Origin of the sequence: Corynebacterium drakensteinense, from assembly GCF_041224285.1 — a bacterium.
Lineage (GTDB): Bacteria > Actinomycetota > Actinomycetes > Mycobacteriales > Mycobacteriaceae > Corynebacterium.
This window is the reverse complement of record NZ_JAXOFP010000008.1, coordinates 38,138-56,353: the sequence shown is the minus strand read 5'-3', so window position 1 is coordinate 56,353 and position 18,216 is coordinate 38,138. Positions and strand designations below refer to the sequence as shown.

At 58.1% G+C, this 18,216-nt stretch carries 17 protein-coding genes; 12 read left to right on the top strand and 5 right to left on the bottom strand.

Going from position 1 to position 18,216, the window contains the following annotated elements; genetic code table 11:
• The first annotated feature begins 44 nt into the window (after positions 1 to 44).
• Entirely contained in the window at positions 45 to 365 is a 321-nt protein-coding gene (locus U1140_RS06140) for a hypothetical protein (protein ID WP_369846658.1), read from the top strand.
• 624 nt (positions 366 to 989) lie between these two features.
• Here the strand turns inward: U1140_RS06140 and U1140_RS06135 are convergent.
• Entirely contained in the window at positions 990 to 1,319 is a 330-nt protein-coding gene (locus U1140_RS06135) for a hypothetical protein (RefSeq protein WP_369846657.1), read from the bottom strand.
• Between the two features lie 844 nt (positions 1,320 to 2,163).
• Between U1140_RS06135 and U1140_RS06130 the strand changes: the two genes are divergently transcribed.
• The gene (locus U1140_RS06130) at positions 2,164 to 3,597 is read left to right on the top strand and encodes a DNA polymerase IV (RefSeq protein WP_369846656.1); all 1,434 of its coding nucleotides are present in this window, start codon (positions 2,164 to 2,166) and stop codon (positions 3,595 to 3,597) included.
• A gap of 16 nt (positions 3,598 to 3,613) precedes the next feature.
• Here U1140_RS06130 and U1140_RS06125 read toward each other — a convergent pair whose 3' ends face one another.
• On the bottom strand, positions 3,614 to 4,606 hold the full coding sequence (locus tag U1140_RS06125) for an asparaginase domain-containing protein (RefSeq protein ID WP_369846655.1): 993 nt from the start codon (positions 4,604 to 4,606) through the stop codon (positions 3,614 to 3,616).
• 113 nt (positions 4,607 to 4,719) lie between these two features.
• Between U1140_RS06125 and U1140_RS06120 the strand changes: the two genes are divergently transcribed.
• Entirely contained in the window at positions 4,720 to 5,334 is a 615-nt protein-coding gene (locus U1140_RS06120) for a WKL family lipoprotein (protein ID WP_369846654.1), read from the top strand.
• 108 nt (positions 5,335 to 5,442) lie between these two features.
• Here U1140_RS06120 and U1140_RS06115 read toward each other — a convergent pair whose 3' ends face one another.
• Together U1140_RS06115 and U1140_RS06110 are read right to left on the bottom strand one after the other, a co-directional pair.
• A complete protein-coding gene (locus tag U1140_RS06115) occupies positions 5,443 to 7,116 on the bottom strand; it encodes an L-lactate permease (RefSeq protein ID WP_369846653.1) in 1,674 nt (557 codons plus the stop codon).
• Positions 7,117 to 7,464: 348 nt separating this feature from the next.
• Positions 7,465 to 8,580, bottom strand: coding sequence for a hypothetical protein (locus U1140_RS06110; protein WP_369846652.1), 1,116 nt, complete (start codon positions 8,578 to 8,580; stop codon positions 7,465 to 7,467).
• 117 nt (positions 8,581 to 8,697) lie between these two features.
• On the opposite strand from U1140_RS06110, the gene lspA reads away from it, so the two are divergent.
• From lspA to U1140_RS06065, 9 genes are all read left to right on the top strand, one after another.
• On the top strand, positions 8,698 to 9,228 hold the full coding sequence (gene lspA / locus U1140_RS06105; protein ID WP_369846707.1) for a signal peptidase II: 531 nt from the start codon (positions 8,698 to 8,700) through the stop codon (positions 9,226 to 9,228).
• Positions 9,218 to 10,153, top strand: a complete 936-nt coding sequence (locus tag U1140_RS06100) for an RluA family pseudouridine synthase (protein WP_369846651.1) — start codon at positions 9,218 to 9,220, stop codon at positions 10,151 to 10,153. The genes lspA and U1140_RS06100 overlap by 11 nt, the downstream gene beginning before the upstream one ends.
• 70 nt (positions 10,154 to 10,223) lie before the next feature.
• Entirely contained in the window at positions 10,224 to 10,874 is a 651-nt protein-coding gene (locus U1140_RS06095; RefSeq protein ID WP_369846650.1) for a hypothetical protein, read from the top strand.
• A gap of 38 nt (positions 10,875 to 10,912) precedes the next feature.
• The gene (locus U1140_RS06090) at positions 10,913 to 11,110 is read left to right on the top strand and encodes a hypothetical protein (RefSeq protein ID WP_369846649.1); all 198 of its coding nucleotides are present in this window, start codon (positions 10,913 to 10,915) and stop codon (positions 11,108 to 11,110) included.
• 30 nt (positions 11,111 to 11,140) lie between these two features.
• Positions 11,141 to 14,719 (top strand): DNA polymerase III subunit alpha, encoded by a 3,579-nt coding sequence (dnaE, locus tag U1140_RS06085; protein ID WP_369846648.1) that lies wholly within the window; start codon positions 11,141 to 11,143, stop codon positions 14,717 to 14,719.
• A 76-nt stretch (positions 14,720 to 14,795) separates the two neighbouring features.
• On the top strand, positions 14,796 to 16,097 hold the full coding sequence (ilvA, locus tag U1140_RS06080; RefSeq protein WP_369846647.1) for a threonine ammonia-lyase IlvA: 1,302 nt from the start codon (positions 14,796 to 14,798) through the stop codon (positions 16,095 to 16,097).
• 13 nt (positions 16,098 to 16,110) lie between these two features.
• Positions 16,111 to 16,752, top strand: a complete 642-nt coding sequence (locus tag U1140_RS06075; RefSeq protein ID WP_369846646.1) for a YigZ family protein — start codon at positions 16,111 to 16,113, stop codon at positions 16,750 to 16,752.
• Positions 16,753 to 16,763: 11 nt separating this feature from the next.
• Positions 16,764 to 17,000 carry a hypothetical protein gene (locus U1140_RS06070; RefSeq protein WP_369846645.1) on the top strand — a complete coding sequence of 79 codons (237 nt, stop codon included), beginning with the start codon at positions 16,764 to 16,766 and terminating at the stop codon, positions 16,998 to 17,000.
• 30 nt (positions 17,001 to 17,030) lie between these two features.
• Entirely contained in the window at positions 17,031 to 17,447 is a 417-nt protein-coding gene (locus tag U1140_RS06065; protein ID WP_369846644.1) for an RNA-binding S4 domain-containing protein, read from the top strand.
• Positions 17,448 to 17,479: 32 nt separating this feature from the next.
• On the opposite strand, the gene U1140_RS06060 is transcribed toward U1140_RS06065, so the two are convergent.
• On the bottom strand, positions 17,480 to 18,124 hold the full coding sequence (locus U1140_RS06060; protein WP_369846643.1) for a hypothetical protein: 645 nt from the start codon (positions 18,122 to 18,124) through the stop codon (positions 17,480 to 17,482).
• Positions 18,125 to 18,216: the final 92 nt, after the last annotated feature.

Below are 18,216 nucleotides of genomic sequence, written 5' to 3'. Positions count from 1 at the left end.
CCGTTTAATCGCGACGAGTTTTTCTCTAAAGTTAGGAAGCAGGCATGACACCATCGATTTATGGCATCAATGCTGAAGATGCAGCCGATGACGTCGATGGCGCGTTAAGAAGATTGTGGGAAGAGTTCTTGACCGATTACCTACAAGAATTTCAGACGCCAGATGCGATTGACACTAACAGCGGCGGAGAATTCGACCTATCGTTTGAATATGCCATTGACGCGCTTATTGCCGAAGACGTCATAATCAGCGAACAGTGGCTTGACGTGCTCGAAGTAGCGATTTATCTAGACCCCTGGGATCGTGAACAGTTTGCCGAATATGCCAAGCGCGTGCGCGCACACCATGATAAGGCAAGCGCTTAACCCGAAAGATTCACCACTATGCCGGCCCATTATCGCGCCGGGTGGGAAAAGCGAGTTCAGAGTGCTCACGAATTTGGCGTTGAAGTCTCAATATTCCGTGGCAGCAGCTCTGCGGAGACCCAAGGGCATGTCGAGACACTCAAGGAGGCATTCGAGAGGCTACAAGCACAGGTATTAGCTCTCCGCATTCGTGGAGAAGAGACATGCTTGACGTGTTCTACTGCCAGCAACTTGGCATTACCCCGCGTGCGCGGAGAAGCGAATGATGGCCGGTGTGTTACACGGCTTTCAACTCTTTGTATAGGCGCGGTATGTTTCTTAGGCCATAGCCTACTGCCATAGCGAAAGCTGCGTAGAGTATGAGGGTGAGTTCAATAGGCGCAGGCAGGGCATTACTGAAGATAAGCGCTACACCGAGTGTGATGGTGATTATTTTTTCCATGATGGGTGCTTTCTGCTGAAGGGGGGGGCGAATTCTTTGCCATCTGGTTTGGCCGGGGATTCTTTTATTGATTATTCTTTAGAATAAGCTCCACGGATGCGGAGAAGAGCTGCTGTGAACCGCTATTACGCCTGGAATTGCCTTCGAATGCAGGGAAAGAGTAATCGGTCCGGGTTTCCGAATTAAGCGTTTGTCTTTGCGTGATAGGCACGCACGCGCTTGGCGTATTCGGCGAATGCTGCTTTCTGTCTATCATCCAGGTAGACCACTGCCTCTAACACTGAAAGCCATCGTTCACTGATGATGATATTTTCATCGATAAGCCCCAAGATTGCGTATTCAAGAGCCAGATCAAATTCGCCCGCGTAAGCAAGAGTATTGTACTCAAGGTCATCAGGGTTAGAGTATTCTTTCAGATAATCTGTAAGGAACTTCTCCCACAGCTGCATCATTTCATCGTTCATATCAGCTAGGGCGTCTTCTACTTCGATTCCGTATATCGAAAGTGACATTGCTGCTCCTAAACATCAGTGAAAAGATGATCATATTTCTCAATTGCAGGTGATCCACTAATTTACCACCTTTCTTAAGAAAACTTCTTCTCCCTGATAGAGAAACGGTTTTTAGGGCTGCAGTATTTCCAGACGCATTCTAGACCGCTTCTATGAGGACGACCCCATCAAGATTCTTTCTTCCATGTCGCATTCCTCAATTATCGATACGATATTTTTCTCGCTGCTCGATAGTTCTATGCACGGCATTAACAACCTCCTGTGGTTCCCATGACTCCGGAAAACGGTTTTATTACTCTTTTCCGATCTGTAGAGATGTTTCCGAATATCGCGGAGCTCATGGGCTGACGCACCAGTATTACCTTCTTTTTGCCAAGCGTTCCCGGCGGGTGTTGTTGGCAGCCGAGCAGGAGGTGTCCAGCAGATTCTGTAGCCACTAACTGGAGCGGCTAGGGATCACAAAACCCGTGTGATTCACTTTGAGCGATCGCTTCGGCGTTTTCAAACTTTTAACGCTAAGGAACCTCACCGGTTCTTCTGAATCGGTTGCTTCGCGCCGTTGAAAAATGATGAGTTCTCACCACTGACTACGCTGCTGATTACAAGCATCTCGCGACTCGCCAGCATCGTGCAAAAGAGCATGCTGCGGGCGAAGGAATACGAGCATGGATTGTTTTATCTCGGCTAACTGTACTTTTTAGTATCTTACGCGCTGGCTGGTAGACGAGCTGGTTAGTCACCCCGCGTAGCTTTTTGTAAGCCTTACCCGAAGAATTCCTCCGCATGCGCGGAGAACCCCCGCACAATCAGCCGTTACTCGAGCACCGTCACTAGACTGGAAGGCATGCAACGCTGGGTCATTCACATCGATATGGACGCGTTTTTCGCTTCCGTCGAACAGCTGACCCGCCCCACTCTGCGCGGCCGCCCCGTCATCGTCGGCGGTATGAACGGCAGGGGAGTTGTCGCCGGGGCTTCCTATGAAGCCCGCAAATTCGGGGTGTCGTCCGCGATGCCCACCTACCGGGCGTTGCAGCTCATCGGCTTTGGCGCGGTACAAATCCAACCGCGCAAGGCCGTGTATTCCGCGGCCAGCAAGCGCGTATTCGCGCTGATCCGCAAGCGAGTTGATCTCGTCGAACAACTCTCCATCGACGAAGCTTTCATGGAACCCGCCGAACTCGTCGGCGCCACCGCGGAAGAGGTCAAAAACTGGGCGGATAACCTGCGCGCAGAGATCAAAGAGATCACCGGTTTGCCGTCGTCGATCGGGGCAGGCTCTGGAAAACAATTCGCGAAAATTGGCTCCGGCCAGGCGAAACCCGATGGGTCAAAGATCATTCCTGTCGACGAAGAACTCGATTTTCTGCACCCGCTGCCCGTCGGCAAGCTCTGGGGTGTCGGGCCAGTCACTGCGTCGAAGTTGCAGTCCATTGGCGTGACGACGATCGGCGACCTGGCAAACATGAGCGAGCGGGAGGTAAAAATCTCGTTGGGCAGCACCGTCGGCATGGACTTGTGGCACCTGGCGCGCGGTATCGACGAGCGCCCGGTCGCGCCCCGAGCGGAGGCGAAATCGCATTCGGCGGAGCAGACCTTCGCCAAAGATCTCACCACTGCCGCGCAGGTGGACGAAGCCGTAGGGAGGGCCGCAGAATCCGCGCACAAACGCTTGCTTGCCGACGGACGCGGCGCACGCACCGTCACAGTAAAGCTGAAGATGGCGGATTTTCGTACCGAAACTCGCTCTGCCACGCTGCCGTACGCTACTGACGATGCCGAAACGCTGCGCGCGGTCGCGGGAACCGTGGTGCGCTACCCAGCAGAAACCGGTCCGGTACGGCTGGTTGGTGTGGGCTATTCCGGGCTCGAAACCGCCCGACAAGACGTATTGTTTCCAGAGCTCGATCGTGCCGCGCAGCGACGCGTGACGGCAAGCTCCAGCGATGGTGCGAGCATGGAAGAACCCACCATGGTTACTGGAATTCCTGGCGCGGATATCGTCGTCAGCGAAACTGCGGGAGAAGACATCGCAGAACAACCCGGCGCCCCCGAACTGCCTGGCAGCCACTGGCGCGCCACCCAAGACGTATTTCATCCCGACTTCGGTCACGGCTGGATTCAGGGCAGCGGGCATGGGGTGGTCTCTGTGCGCTTTGAAACTCGCGCGACCGGCCCAGGCAAGACGCGCACCTTTCGCACGGATGATCCGCAGTTGGTTCCCGCCGATCCGCTGGACTCGCTGGCCTGGGAAGACTGGTTAGTCGATAATGCTTAATCGACGTCGCTACAGCTTAGTCGAAAAGCTGGAAAACCGTTTCTACTGCGGTCCCGGTGGCCAGTGCGCTAATCAGCGCCAACCGTGCTTGCCCAGGATGCACCGTGCGGGCAGAGACCGCGCCGTGTTCTGCCAGGGTAGCGCCGCCGCCACCGCCGCCGTAGGCCAGCGCGACTGCTCCTTGCGGGACGCGCGTAGCGACGACCACAGGGACGCCACGCTCCAGAGCACGCACGACGGCGGGCCCAAGATCTGCCGACATATTGCCTGAACCTAAAGCCTCGATGACGAGCCCGTCGGCGTGGTGCTCGACGGCATAATCCACGAGTTCTGCGGTGGCGCCGGGATAGCCAGCGATGATCGGCACGAAATAGCCGTCCAGCTTCGGTAACTGCACCGGTGCCGGAAACTTCGCAGAGTAAGCGTTCGTACAGTCGGCGTCGTGAGCATGAGAGGCGAAGGCCGCGAGTTCCGCAGTGTGCCGCTTGTGCACGCTATGCCCGGGGAGGTTCTTGCCGGCGAAGTGCACCTCGACGGCGGTTGCGGCCGACGAGCCAGCATCTGCCCTGGCGTCGGCTAATTCCACCGCGCGATTAATCGCTCCCGCGAGGTTGCGCGGCCCGTCCGTAGCTGGGTGATCAAACGCACGCTGCGCACCGGTAAAGACCACCGGGGCGCCGCGCACCAGCAGGGCAGTCGCGAACGCAGATTCCTCCATGGAATCCGTGCCATGCGTGACGACGACCGCCGCAATGCTGGGATCCGCGGCTTGTTCAGCGATTGCGGCAAGCAGTGTGTCCAACTCGGCGAGCCCGATCGACGACGAGTCGAGCTGCAACGTGTCGAGGATGCGGAAGCGCACATCGTCGTCAAGCGCATCGTCGTCAAGCGCGGGCACGGCGGCGTCAACAAGCTGGTGGCCGCTGACTGTGGGCACGAGGGCGCCGGTGTCGTCGGCAGTGCACGCGATGGTGCCTCCGGTGCAGATGATAGCGATGTGGCGAGTCATGAATTCAAGTATAAAAGGCAGGCAGGTAAGATTTCTTCGAGCGCTACGACTTCGAACCAGAAACCTGTGGGTTCGAGGGCTATGACCCCAATGTCTATTTTGGAGGATTGACCGTGAAATTCACGAAAACGAGCATCACCGCCGCAACCGTCGGCCTGGCGTTGACCCTGGCTGCATGTTCCGATGATGCAGACAACGCTGATAATGCTGCCGAAACCACCAGCAGCGCCGCCAGCAGCGCCCCGGCTGAAAGCGAAGCTGTTGGCGTGCCGACGAAAGAAGAACTGAACGAGGTTTTGCGGCGTGCCGCCGATTCCAGCCTGCCGCAAGAAGAGCGCGTGAACACCGTCGAAGGCGGCGAAGAGTTCCCAGAACTGTTCGACACGATGGCTGCCGCGCAGGAAGAATCTGGCGCGGAGTTCAACGTCGTGGATCCGGTGATCCCGGGTTACGTTACTAACTCTGCTTTGGCAACCGTGGCTTTCACGACGCCAGACGGTGATGTGCAGTCAGCCGATGAAGTCGAGTTCATCTACCAGGATGGCCACTGGAAGCTCTCGCGTGACTGGGCTTGTGTGCTGATCACCAACACCGTCGAACCAGAGCAGGTTCCAGCGACATGTTCGGAAGGTGACGTCGAGGTTCCGCCGAATGAAGCAGAGGTCATCGAAGAAGGCCACCACGAAGGGCACGAAGGCCACGATGCTCCGCCTGCAGAAGCACAGTAAATACGTGCAGTAAATAGGCGCACGACAAAGCCGCCCGGTTCCAGTTGCAAAAACGTGGTACCTGGGCGGCTTTTGACGTTGTAGGTTGAACCGCGGCAGCCAACGGAACTAGTTCACGACCGGCGCCATCCAAGACAAGATGTTCGTCTGCAAGAAGACCAGGGTACACAGCCCGATCAGCAGCACGATCGAGTACCCCACGACGGACTTGAAGATCGCGCTCTCTTTGCCTTCCAGGCTCACGGCGGTGGCGGCAATCGCCAGCGACTGTGGCGAGATCATCTTGCCGACGACACCACCGGTGGTGTTGGCAGCCAGCAGCAGATCCGGGTTGAGGCCGATGTTGTTGGCGGCGGTAACCTGCAGGTTCGCGAACAGCGCGTTGGCAGAGGTATCGGAACCGGTGATCGCGGTACCAACCCAACCCAGCACCGGCGCAAGGAATCCATAGACTGCACCCAGCGAGGCCACATAGGTACCCATAGCGACGGTCTGGCCGGAGTAGTTCATGACATAAGCCAGCGCAAGAACCGTCACGATGGTCAGCGCAGTCCAGCGCATCTTGTAGGCAGTGCTGGTCAGCTCACCGAGGACGGCGCTGCTTTTCACGCGGAACTTGCCGTTGTGGTTGAAGATGCCGTAGATGACTGCGACGATGATGCCGGAGATCAGCAGCAGGGTGCCTGGGTTGTTGATGATCTTGAAGCTATAGGAGGTGTCGATGACGCTTCCCGACGCATTGACCAGGCGGTCGGTCAGCAGCGGCCATGCGAACGAGATCTTTGCTTTGTCCAAGAACTCGGGGATGGTCTTGCCCAGGTTCGCCAGACCGAAGATGACCGTGACGATTGCGTATGGCAGCAGGGCCATCCACACACGGGTTTTGGTCAAAACTTCTCCGTCGTCTTCGCGCTCTGGAATGTTCAAGCGCTTGCGCATCGCGGCAACGCCCTTCGGCTGCCAAACGCGCAGGAAGGCGAACGCAGCGCCCAGGGAAACCAGGCAGGCGACGATGTCGGTGAGTTGGTATGCGAAGAAGTTTGATGCCCACCACTGTGCGATGGCGAAAGAACCCCCGATGACGGCTGCTGCCGGGGCAGCTTCGCGCATACCGCGAGTGCCGTCGAGGATGAAGAGCAGAATGAATGGCACGAAGAAGGCAAAAAATGGTGCCTGGTGGCCGACGATTGCAGCGATGTTTTCGGTCTGTTCCAGGCTACGGCCACCGACGTTACCGGCGGTGGTAATCGGGATGGCGACGGCGCCGAAAGCTACCGGCGCGGTATTAGCCAACAGCACGGTGGTTGCGGCCTTGAGCGGTTTGACTCCCAATGCGAGAACCATCGTTGCTGTGATGGCAACTGGTGCGCCGAAACCGGCGAGGGCTTCGAGCAGGCCACCGAAACAGAATGCGATGAGGATGGCCTGGATGCGGATATCGCCGTTGCCCAAGGCATCAAAGGTGCGGCGTAGATCTTCGAATCGGCCAGAAACGACGGTGACCTGGTAGAACCAGATCGCCATCATGATCACCCAAACGATGGGCAAAAGACCGAAGAGGCCACCGCGGAATGCCGAGGAAATTGCGGCGTCGAACGGCATGTTCATGCCGAAGATGGCGATCAACAATGCTGCAAGTAGGGCAGCGGCACCAGAGGTGTGCGCGCGTGCTTTTACGAACAACAGCATGACGAAGAAGGTCAACAGTGGGACGGCGGAAACCAGGGCTGTGAGGCCGAGGCTTTCCCCGATCGCTTCGGTATTAACCATAAATTGGTTCATGGGGGTCTCCGAACTGTGAGTGGGGCAAAGAACAGCCTCATGGCGGTGAGTCTCGTAACGATGCGCTCAGCGCGAGGTTGTCAAAATGCTGCGTGTTGCTAGATCGATTCAGTTAGCCACCAGAAACTGGGGCTTGATCGGTAATGCAAATCACGAAACAGACGTTAACACAGCCGGTTTCACTAAATTGAATTACCTGCAAAACTCGGTTTTTGACACGAACATAATCTGTGTTGCGTCTGATGGTTCGGCAGAGCCTGTGGTCACATAAAATGCCTGCGACCACGGCAGCTGGCGATGTCAACGATGCACACTATGACACAGCACTATGACGCAGCCGTGGCGCGCCTATTGCGCGGTAGTAAACCGCAGGCGCGTCGACGAATCCTGCACCACGCTGGCGTCGCTGCCGTCGGTGCCGTAAACCACGCGGGTGGTGTAATCCAACTCGCCAGCAACCGGCAGTGGCTTGCGCAAATCCACCGTTAGCGATCCATGTGAGCGCGTATTAGAGCTGGTGACATTCAACGTATCGTCGGCAAAGCCTTCCGCACCGGCCAGGCCCTCCAGCGACAGTGCACCCAACGCCGGGCGCTGCTCGATAGAAATGTCCAACTCAACAGTGTCGTCGGCAAGCTCGGTGATTTCGAAAGTCGTGGTTTGCAGCATCGTCGACTCACCGGTGACCCGCGAATCCACCGACCACCGCGCACCCACGCCGACGGCTTCTTCTGGGAAGATCACCGGGGCGGAAACTAATTTCGTGATGGATTGCTCCACGATCGCGCGGGCTTCATCGCCTGCCTGTTGCGGGGCTGCCAACAACAAAGTAGCCAACTGCCCATTGGGTTCGGCCAACCAACCGAAGCCAAAACCATCAGCCGAAGCGATCTGTTCTGCCAACCCGGTATCCGAAATCTGCGGATCGCGCACCCGGAAATCCACGTGCCGCGCGGCATCGGCGCCCGGCGTGGAATCCTCAAAACCTTCCGGAACCAGCACTGACCCGGCGACCGGCAGGGTAGTGGTCACCGAATCGTCAGCACCCGGCCCCTGAGTTGTATCCGCGCCCGCGCCGGTGTCTGGTGCTGCAGTCACCAGCTGCTCATTGCGCACGACGAACTGCTCGAAGCCCTCGGTGACCTCAATATCAACGGCTTGCTCGGCATCCACGTCGTCATAGGCCAAAACGGCACGCTCGCCTTCGCCCGTCGAGGCAACCTCAATGCGGGGAGCGTCGATCGGCAAGCCCACGGCATTTTCGGTTGCTGGTGGCGTACCGCGACGGTCTCCCGCGCTGCCAGCAGCGGAATCGCCGGCGTCGCTAGCGCCATCATCACCACACGCTGCAAGCATCAGCGCAGAAGCTGTCAGCAGGGCAGTCGCGGCAAGGCGCCGGGAATCCGTGCGCCCGGAGGTGGTGCGTCGGGAAGAAAACCGTCGGAAACTAGCAGCAGAATTCACACCAGCTAGTCTAACCAGCGCGGCAATTTCACGTAAAACCCATTTTCGGGAACAATAAAGGCCGTGACTAGGTTAAAAACGTTGCCAACTCGACGACGCGCACCACACCTGCGGCTCATGTTGCTGCTGATCGCAGCCGTCGTCGTGGTTGATCAAGCCAGCAAACTCGTCATCGAAGCCACACTGCAGCCAGGCCAAGCACTGCACATCATTGGTGATTGGTTCCGCTTCCTGCTGGTCTACAACCCGGGTGCGGCATTCTCCTTGGGCGGCGAGTCTTCTACCTGGCTCTTTACGACGTTTCAACTAGTGTTCCTGGTCGGCGTGATCATCGCTGCACCGCGTATTGATGATCGCTTCCAAGCCGTCGCTCTGGCCATGGTCGCCGGCGGGGCGGGCGGTAACCTCGTCGACCGCTTGGTGCGCGAGCCCGGGTTTTGGTTCGGTCACGTGGTCGATTTCATCTCCGTCGGAGATTTCGCCATCTTCAATATCGCAGATTCATTCATCACCGTCGGCGTGGGCTTATTCCTTATCGCCGTGTTGACCGAAGAACGCCGCGCCGGGGCAACCGCTCGCGCGAGCGACACCGCAGCAACGACAGACACCGCAGCAACAACAGAACATGAGGCCGACGATGAGCGCTAACCGCCGCGAGACCCGCTCGCTGCCCGTCCCCGAAGGCCTCGCTGGCATGCGCGTCGATGCTGCCCTGGCGAAACTATTGGGCTTATCGCGCACCGTCGCCGCCAACCTGAGCGCTGCTGGTGATGTGCTTGTCGACGGCACCAGCGTCGGCAAGTCTGACCGATTGCATGAGGGCGCTTGGCTGGAAGTCACGCTGCCGGAACCGGCGAAACCACTGGTGCCCAAAGAAGAACTCGTCGAGGGCATGGACATCCTGTATTTCGACGATGATCTGATCGCGGTACACAAGCCCGTCGGCGTGGTCGCACACCCAACCGTCGGCTGGGAAGGGCCAACCGTCGTCGGGGGCTTGGCGGCTGCGGGTTTCCGTATCTCAACGTCCGGTCCGCCAGAGCGCAAAGGTATCGTGCAGCGCCTGGATGTTGGCACCTCCGGTGTGATGGTGGTCGCGGCGTCGGAACGCGGATATAGCAGCCTGAAAAATGCGTTCCGCGAGCGCACTGTGTCCAAGACCTATCATGCGTTGGTGCAGGGGCTGCCGGACCCAATCGAAGGTACTGTCGACGGCTCGATCGGCCGCCACCCCAGCGCCGGGTGGAAATTTGCGGTCACCGACGACGGCAAACGCGCCATCACCCATTACCGGCTGCTTGAGGCCTTCCGCGAGGCGAGCCTGCTGGAAATTTCGCTGGAAACCGGCCGCACCCACCAGATTCGCGTGCACATGTCGGCCCTGGGGCATCCGTGTTGCGGTGATCCGATGTATGGTTCTGATCCCAATCTGGCGCAGCGGCTCGGCCTGCAGCGGCAGTGGCTGCACGCTGTCAAAGTTGGTTTCCATCACCCCGGCGATGGGCACTGGATGGAAATTGAGGCGCCGTACCCGGATGATCTCGCCGCTGCACTGGGCAAACTCCGGCAATGACCGGGGCGGCAGAAAACGAAAACAGCAACCGTTTCGGCAGGAATTCGGTAGGAATCGCAGGGACAACGCGATGAGCACTCGCAGCATGGGCGCAACACTGGTGATCGGCTCGCTGGTCGCGGCATTGATATGGCTGGCAGGTGGCAGCGACTATGCACGCCCGCGACCGTTTGCTGGCGACCACCTGGGCCCGCACACCGGGCAGACCAGCGCTGAGTACCAGCAGCATGCCGACGAATCCCTGGCTGCCGCGCTGCAGCGCGCACCAACCAGCAGCGCTTATGCCATGCTGAGCTTGACGACGCCACTAGCTGCCGCCGAAGCCGGCGAACTTTTCGCAGATCTGCAGCGGGTGGGAACCATCATTACGCATGATGGGCAGATCTTGGCAACCCCAGAACCGGCGGCCTCGGCCAGTCGTGGTGAAATTTTTCAGACCACGCTCGCAGCTGCGCTCGCAACCGCCCTGACTGACAGTGCGAGGACTGACACCGCGGCGACTGATAGTGCGAGGACTGGCACCACGGCGGTCGGCAGTGCCAGCGCTACCACCGCCGTCGCACCGCACGATCTCCCACAGATCAGCGCCGTGATCGCGTTCGAGAGCCCAGAAAACCTGGCTCTGCTGGCGGACAATCCGGCGATCGCCACCATCGAGGTGTTGCCGGCCGATGCGGTGTGGCGGCAATTCGGAATTAGCCCGCCGGTAGCCGGAGTATAAGCACCACTGGCAATCGAATTCGACTAAACTTCGGGTCTATGAAGAAGCGAGAATCGATTACTTTCACCGTCGCTTTACTCGCGATTTTCGCGGGATGTTTCAGCCTGGTCATAGGCGTGTTCAACGGTTCTTTTGCCTGGCCAGGGTTGCTTGCCGTGCTTGTCGGGGCAGTCGTTGCGTTTTCTGTTCTCCGCGCCCATGCCAACCCAGAAAAGGCCTTAGAACAGCACGCTTGAGAACCAGCCACCGGGCGCTAAACTAACGCCATGGCTAAAAACTCTTCTTTCGTCCACCTGCACAACCACACAGAGTTTTCCATGTTGGACGGTATGGCCAAAGTAGACCTGCTGTCGGAAGAGGTTAATCGCCAAAAAATGCCAGCCGTGGGCATGACGGACCACGGCAATATGTTCGGTGCCGATGCCTTCTATCGCCGGATGACGGCCAATGGCATCAAGCCGATCATCGGCATTGAGGCTTATATGGCTCCGGAATCTCGGTTCAATAAAAACCGCGTGCGTTGGGGAACCCCAGATCAAAAGCGTGACGACGTCTCCGCCTCCGGTGCCTATTTGCACCAGACGATGTTGGCGGAAAACGCCACTGGCCTCAAGAACCTGTTCAAACTCTCGTCGCTGGCTTCTTATGAAGGTCAATTGGGTAAGTGGCCACGCATGGATGCCGAATTGATTGCCGAGCATGCCGACGGCATCATCGCTACCACTGGCTGCCCCTCGGGGGATGTGCAGACCCGCTTGCGCCTGGGGCAATTCAACGAGGCTTTAGAGGCTGCGGCGATGTGGCAAGACATCTACGGCAAGGAAAATTACTTCCTGGAGTTGATGGATCACGGCCTGGACATCGAAAAGCGCACCCGGGATCAGCTGCTCGAGATCGGCAAACGACTGGAACTGCCACCGCTGGTGACCAACGACTGCCACTATGTGCTGCAATCACAGGCCAAAGCCCACGAAGCGATGCTGTGCGTGCAAACCGGCAAGACTTTCCAAGACCCGGATCGCTTCAAATTCGACGGCGATGGCTACTACATCAAATCCGCGCAACAAATGCGCGAAACTTGGGATCACATGGTGCCGGATGGTTGCGATAACACCTTGTGGATCGCCGAGCGCGTTGGTGATTATTCCTCGATGTGGGAAGAACACTCCCATGACCGCATGCCGATTGCCGACGTGCCCGAAGGCTATACGCCGACCACGTGGTTGCATCACGAGGTGATGGAAGGCCTGGCAGAGCGCTTTCCTGGCAAAGACATCCCGCAGGAATACATTGACCGCGCGGAATACGAGATCGACGTCATCGACGGCAAGGGCTACCCGTCGTATTTCTTGATCGTTGCCGAGATCATCAAATATGCCCGCTCGGTGGGAATTTGGGTGGGCCCGGGCCGTGGTTCGGCCGCGGGTGCGCTGGTGGCCTACGCGCTGACCATCACCAATATTGATCCGATTGAACATGGGTTGTTGTTCGAGCGTTTCTTGAACCCAGAACGCCCGTCGGCACCCGATATCGATATCGACTTCGACGATCGCCGTCGTGGAGAGATGATCACCTATGCTGCGCAACGCTGGGGTGAAGACAAAATTGCCCAGGTGATCACCTTCGGCACCGTCAAAACCAAGCAGGCGATCAAGGACGCCGCGAAGGTGCACTTTGGCCAACCCGGTTTTCAGATGGCCGACCGCATCAACGGTGCACTTCCGGCGCCGATTATGGCGAAGGACATTCCGCTTTCGGGGATCATGGACCCGGAGCACGAGCGCTATTCCGAGGCCACCGAGGTGCGCAACCTCATCGAGTCGGACCCGGACGTGAAAAAGATTTATGACACCGCCCGCGGCCTGGAAGGCGTGGTGCGCCAACCGGGCGTACACGCGTGTGCGGTGATTATGGCCTCGGTGCCGCTGATGGAACATATCCCGATGTGGAAGCGCAACGCGGATGGGGCGATCATCACCGGCTGGGATTATCCGGCCTGCGAGGCCATCGGCCTGCTGAAGATGGACTTCCTGGGGCTGCGCAACCTCACGGTGATTGGTGATGCGCTGCGCAATATCCGGCAAAACCGGGGTGAAGAAATCGATCTGGAAACTCTGGCTCCCGATGCCGAGGAAGTCTCGGAGGTCTACCGCCTGCTATCACGCGGTGAAACCCTGGGCGTGTTCCAGCTGGACTCCACCGGCATGCAGGAGCTGCTGAAACGCATGAACCCGACGGGCTTTAAAGACATCGTCGCAGCGCTTGCGCTGTATCGACCAGGCCCGATGGGCGTTAACGCACACTTGGATTATGCAGACCGTAAAAACGGACGCAAACCCATCACCCCGATTCACCCAGAGTTGGCGGAACCACTGGAAGACATCCTGGCCGAAACCTATGGCCTGATTGTCTACCAGGAGCAGATCATGCGTATTTCGCAGAAACTCGCGAATTACACCGCTGGTGAGGCGGATGGTTTCCGTAAAGCCATGGGTAAAAAGAAACCGGAAGTGCTGGCCGAGCAGTACGAGAAGTTCTCGTCCGGCATGGCAGAAAACGGCTATTCCAAAGAAGCCTGCGATACATTGTGGGGCGTTATCGAGCCTTTCGCTTCCTACGCGTTCAACAAATCGCACGCGGCGGGCTATGGTCTGGTCTCGTTCTGGACGGGTTACCTCAAGGCTTATTACACCGCGGAATACATGGCCGCGCTGCTGACCTCAGTGGGTGATAAGAAAGACAAATCCGCGATTTATCTCGCAGACTGCCGCCACCTGGGCATCAACGTCTTGCCACCGGATGTCAATGAATCCGACGTGGAGTTTATGGCCGTCGGCAAGGATATTCGCTACGGCATGGGCGCGGTGCGCAACGTCGGCACGGAAGTGGTCAACTCGATTATCAAAACCCGCCGACAAAAAGGCGCGTATCGTTCATTTGGCGATTATCTGGACAAGATCGAATTGCTGCCGTGTTCCAAACGCATTACCGAAGCTCTGATCAAAGCCGGCGCCTTCGATTCGTTGGGTCATCCCCGCAAAGGCTTGATGCTGATCCAAGAAGATGCCGTCGATTCGGTGCAGTCGACGAAGAAAGCCGCAGATAAGGGACAATTTGATCTCTTCGCCGGGATGGGCGGTGATGACGGCGAAAACAACGCATTCAGCATCACCGTCCCGGATGAGTCCTGGGAGCGCAAACATGAATTAGCACTCGAGCGTGAAATGCTGGGGCTCTACGTTTCCGGCCATCCACTTGATGGCTTCGAGCAAGCGTTGGCCTCATACACCGATACCGCCTTGACGACGGTGGTCTCCGGTGAGTTAAACCCCAAGCAGAACGTCATCATCGGCGGGATTATCTCTAGCGTCGACAGGCGCTTTTCCAAAAAGGATGGCTCGCCGTGGGCGATCGTCACTATCGAAGATCACCACGGTGCGCAGGTTGACGTGTGGGTGTTCAGTAAAGCTTATTCGTTGGTGGCCGAAGACATCGTCGAAGACAATATCGTGTTGTTCAAAGCCCAGATCCAGGTCTGGGGTGATGGTGACCAGAAAGTCATCGGTAATGACATGCGCGTGCCAGAACTAGGACGCGGTGGGGGAGCAGGCCTTCCGCTGCGGCTGCATTTGACGACGCAACAGTGCTCGCTGGAAACCATCGCCGCGCTGAAAGCCGTGCTGCTGGAACATCCCGGCGATACCGAGGTCTACTTGACGCTAAGCCACGGTGAGGCAGAAGAAGTTTTGGTGTTGGGCGATCATCTCGCAGTGGAGCGCTCCAGCAGTTTGATGGGCGATTTGAAAGCTGCGATGGGCCCGGGCATCGTCATGGCGCAGACTTAAGCCGCCGACGCTCCTGGCTCGTCTGTTGCAACCTCGAGCTATGTGCTGGGTACAGGGGTGGTTACAATAAGTGGCTATGACTACCCCGCAGACTGCCACAGCATCCCCGGATAATTTCGAGCCCGTGCGGGCTTCTGATATTCAGCTGGCGCAGTCCCGAATTTCGAGCGTCATCGCCCCCACGCCTTTGCAGTATTGCCCACGGCTGTCACAAGAAACCGGCGCAGAGATCTTCCTCAAACGTGAAGATTTGCAAGATGTTCGTTCCTACAAAATCCGTGGCGCGTATTATTCGATCGCGAAATTGAGCCAAGCCGAGCGCGAAACAGGCATCGTCGCAGCCTCGGCCGGCAACCACGCCCAAGGCGTCGCCTATGCCTGCCGCACCATGGGCATCAAGGGCAAGATTTTCGTGCCGACGAAAACCCCGAAGCAAAAACGCAACCGCATCAAAGTTCACGGTGGCGAGGCCGTCGAGCTGGTGGTCACTGGAGCCAACTTCGACGAAGCAGCAGCCGCGGCCCGGGAAGAAGCCGCCAAGCACGGCTCGACGGTCATCGAGCCTTTCGACGCCCGCGATACCGTTATCGGCCAAGGCACCGTTGCCGCAGAGATCCTCTCGCAGCTCTCGGCGCGCGGGCATAGCCTGGATACCGTCGTCGTCCCGGTCGGTGGCGGCGGCCTCCTGGCGGGAATCACCAGCTATTTTGCCGATATGGCACCGACCGCCGCACTGGTCGGTGCTGAACCACAAGGTGCGGCCTCATTGGAAGCGGCCCTGGCCGCCGGAGAGCCAGTGACCCTGGAGACCGTCGATGCCTTCGTTGATGGTGCAGCAGTCAAGCGCATCGGGGCGAAACCCTTCCAGATCATCGACGCTAATCGTGAGCGCATCCAACACCTGACTGTGTCTGAAGGTGCGGTGTGCACCGCGCAACTAGGCCTGTACCAAGACGAAGGAATCATCGCCGAACCCGCCGGTGCGCTGTCGGTGGCGGCGTTACGCAAAATGGAGATTGCGCCGGGATCAGTGGTGGTCTGCATTATCTCGGGCGGTAACAACGATGTGCTGCGCTATGCCGAGATCATGGAACGCAGCCTGGTGGACCGCGGGCTCAAACACTATTTCTTGGTTAACTTCTTGCAGGAACCCGGCCAGTTAAGACACTTTTTGATGGAAATTCTTGGCCCTGACGACGACATCACCCTGTTCGAATACCTCAAGCGTAATAACCGGGAAACCGGTGCCGCCCTGGTGGGGCTGGAACTTGGTGCCGCGACGGATCTGGAGCCACTGCTCGAGCGTATGGCCGATTCCGCAATTGAGTGCCAGCGTTTGTTGCCGGGCACCTCGGAATACGACTATTTGGTGAAATAGAACTGAGCGAGGAATGAAACATTGCTATCAGCTGCCTGCAGGCGGCGAGTCGTTCCGCGCGGAAATCGAGATTAAACGCTCGCGGTTTATCAGCATCATTGAGCGGGTAGCCAATGATGAGCAAGCCCGCGGATTCATCGACCGCGTCCGTGCTGAGTTTCCTGATGCCCGGCACCATTGTTCCGCCTATATTTATCGCGTCGAACGAGCCAACCCGGTGGAGCGCTCGTCTGACGACGGCGAACCAGGAGGTACCGCTGGCAAGCCCATTTTGGATGTTCTATCTGGTTCCGGGATGCACGATCTGGCGTGTGTGGTGGTGCGCTATTTTGGTGGCATTAAGCTCGGCGCGGGTGGTCTGGTGCATGCGTATTCGCAAGCCGCCAGCGATGCGCTCGAGCAGGTGGATCGTCGGTGGCGCTGTTTGCGCAACTTGTACGAGGTCAGTTTTTCGCATGCTGATGCGCAGAAATATGAAGCCGAGCTGCGCGCGAAAAATATCGCGATCACCGATACGCAGTACGGTGCCGAGGTCACCTACACCTTGGCCATTTCCCCGGATGATTTCGAGCAACTTGAATCGCAGCTTGCGGCGTTGACCGCTGGCACTGCACAGCTGGTGGAAGCTGGGACAGCGTGGGCGGAAAAACGGTAGAATCGACGGACATGAGCATGCAACCTTCTGCGCAAAACCCCATTGAACGACGCAAAGCAGCCGTGCGGAAATATTCCAAAAACGGCGTGATTAGCGTTGGCGCTGGTCTCGGCGGCGGCCTGTTGTTCGCGTTTTTGTTTTCCAGCTCTGGGTTCTGGTTGCTCCTTGGTTTTGTCGTGGCCGTCGTCGGTGGTGTGTACAACTACAGCAAGGTGCGCAAGATCATCAACCACCGCGATAGCTATTAGCAGCGCTGACTATCAAGAACGATTGTGCTGATGAAATCCCACACGAACGCAACCGCGAAAGCGAATGAACCGTCGGCCTCGCCGGTACGTATTGATGCTTGGCTATGGTCGACGCGATTTTTCAAAACGCGTGCTGAGGCCACCAAAGCAGTCAAAGCCGGGCACGTATTGATTGGTGACAAGGTTGCCAAGCCGTCGTCGCCGGTGGTGCCGGGGTTGCGGGTTACCTTGTGGAAAGATGACCGCGAATTTCGCTTAGAGATTAACGCGACGGTGTCTAAGCGAGTGGGGGCGAAGATCGCGGAGCATTGCTATATCGATCATTCTCCGCCGGCGCCGCCGAAGCCGCTGCAACCGACGGTGCCGAAGCGCGATCCCGGTGCCGGACGGCCGACGAAGAAGGACCGCCGTGAGATGGAAAAATTCACCGGAAAGCACCGGAGCTAAACGTCTCGCACACTACAGCTAGCGGCATGCGCTCAGCACAATTCCGTCGGGAAACCGTGTGCGGCCACCAACGGTGCCTGGCACAATAAACGAGAATGTGCATTATTGTGTGTGCCTGCCAAGCCTTGCGTGTGCTCGGCTGCGACATGCAACCAGGCCGAAGCCGCGGGGATGGTGCAATCCGTCAGCGCCAGCAAGGTCTCAGTATTCGGGGCTAAGAAAATCAGGCTGTCGGTGCCCAATAATCGCGCGAGATGATCGTGCATGACGGTCAACAAATGTGGGTGCGCGAGCCACGTCGTGGCGGGAACGGGGCAGGATCGCAGCTGCAGACCCAGTGGGGCATCGTTGCCCAGTAACTGCGCTGCGGGTCTGGTCCAAAACTGGGTGCCCTGCGGGGTATGGGCGGCCCGTAAGACGTTATCGGCGGATAGATCCCAGGCGCGCCGCATCGGCAGATCAAATTCCGCCAGGGCGCGGTGGCTCAGCGTGATGTCGTCGACACGCAATGTGACCGCCGTGGACCGTGACAACGGCAGGTGCGCTAAAGAATCACAGAAGCCATCATCGCTTAATCCACGTTGATCCACCCAGCCGGTCGGGCGCATGACCGGGATGCAGTTCGCAAAAGCAGGTGGGGTGGCTGTGGTTACTGTGGCTACCGCGGGCGCAGTCATCAGGGTCCTTTCGCTGGTTTTTTAGCGTAGTGCCAGGGGGTACAGCCTTGTTGGACTGAGCAAAACCAGCGCAGGTTCCCGGTGCTTCGTGA

Excerpts from the sequence above, each read along its gene's own strand:
- U1140_RS06130 (WP_369846656.1), top strand. The coding sequence starts at position 2,164 with ATGCAACGCTGGGTCATTCACATCGATATGGACGCGTTTTTCGCTTCC.
- U1140_RS06090 (WP_369846649.1), top strand. The coding sequence starts at position 10,913 with ATGAAGAAGCGAGAATCGATTACTTTCACCGTCGCTTTACTCGCGATT.
- U1140_RS06125 (WP_369846655.1), bottom strand. The coding sequence starts at position 4,606 with ATGACTCGCCACATCGCTATCATCTGCACCGGAGGCACCATCGCGTGC.
- dnaE (WP_369846648.1), top strand. The coding sequence starts at position 11,141 with ATGGCTAAAAACTCTTCTTTCGTCCACCTGCACAACCACACAGAGTTT.
- U1140_RS06135 (WP_369846657.1), bottom strand. The coding sequence starts at position 1,319 with ATGTCACTTTCGATATACGGAATCGAAGTAGAAGACGCCCTAGCTGAT.
- U1140_RS06140 (WP_369846658.1), top strand. The coding sequence starts at position 45 with ATGACACCATCGATTTATGGCATCAATGCTGAAGATGCAGCCGATGAC.
- U1140_RS06115 (WP_369846653.1), bottom strand. The coding sequence starts at position 7,116 with ATGAACCAATTTATGGTTAATACCGAAGCGATCGGGGAAAGCCTCGGC.
- U1140_RS06100 (WP_369846651.1), top strand. The coding sequence starts at position 9,218 with ATGAGCGCTAACCGCCGCGAGACCCGCTCGCTGCCCGTCCCCGAAGGC.
- U1140_RS06060 (WP_369846643.1), bottom strand. The coding sequence starts at position 18,124 with ATGACTGCGCCCGCGGTAGCCACAGTAACCACAGCCACCCCACCTGCT.
- U1140_RS06070 (WP_369846645.1), top strand. The coding sequence starts at position 16,764 with ATGAGCATGCAACCTTCTGCGCAAAACCCCATTGAACGACGCAAAGCA.
- U1140_RS06065 (WP_369846644.1), top strand. The coding sequence starts at position 17,031 with ATGAAATCCCACACGAACGCAACCGCGAAAGCGAATGAACCGTCGGCC.
- U1140_RS06075 (WP_369846646.1), top strand. The coding sequence starts at position 16,111 with ATGAAACATTGCTATCAGCTGCCTGCAGGCGGCGAGTCGTTCCGCGCG.
- ilvA (WP_369846647.1), top strand. The coding sequence starts at position 14,796 with ATGACTACCCCGCAGACTGCCACAGCATCCCCGGATAATTTCGAGCCC.
- U1140_RS06095 (WP_369846650.1), top strand. The coding sequence starts at position 10,224 with ATGAGCACTCGCAGCATGGGCGCAACACTGGTGATCGGCTCGCTGGTC.
- lspA (WP_369846707.1), top strand. The coding sequence starts at position 8,698 with ATGTTGCTGCTGATCGCAGCCGTCGTCGTGGTTGATCAAGCCAGCAAA.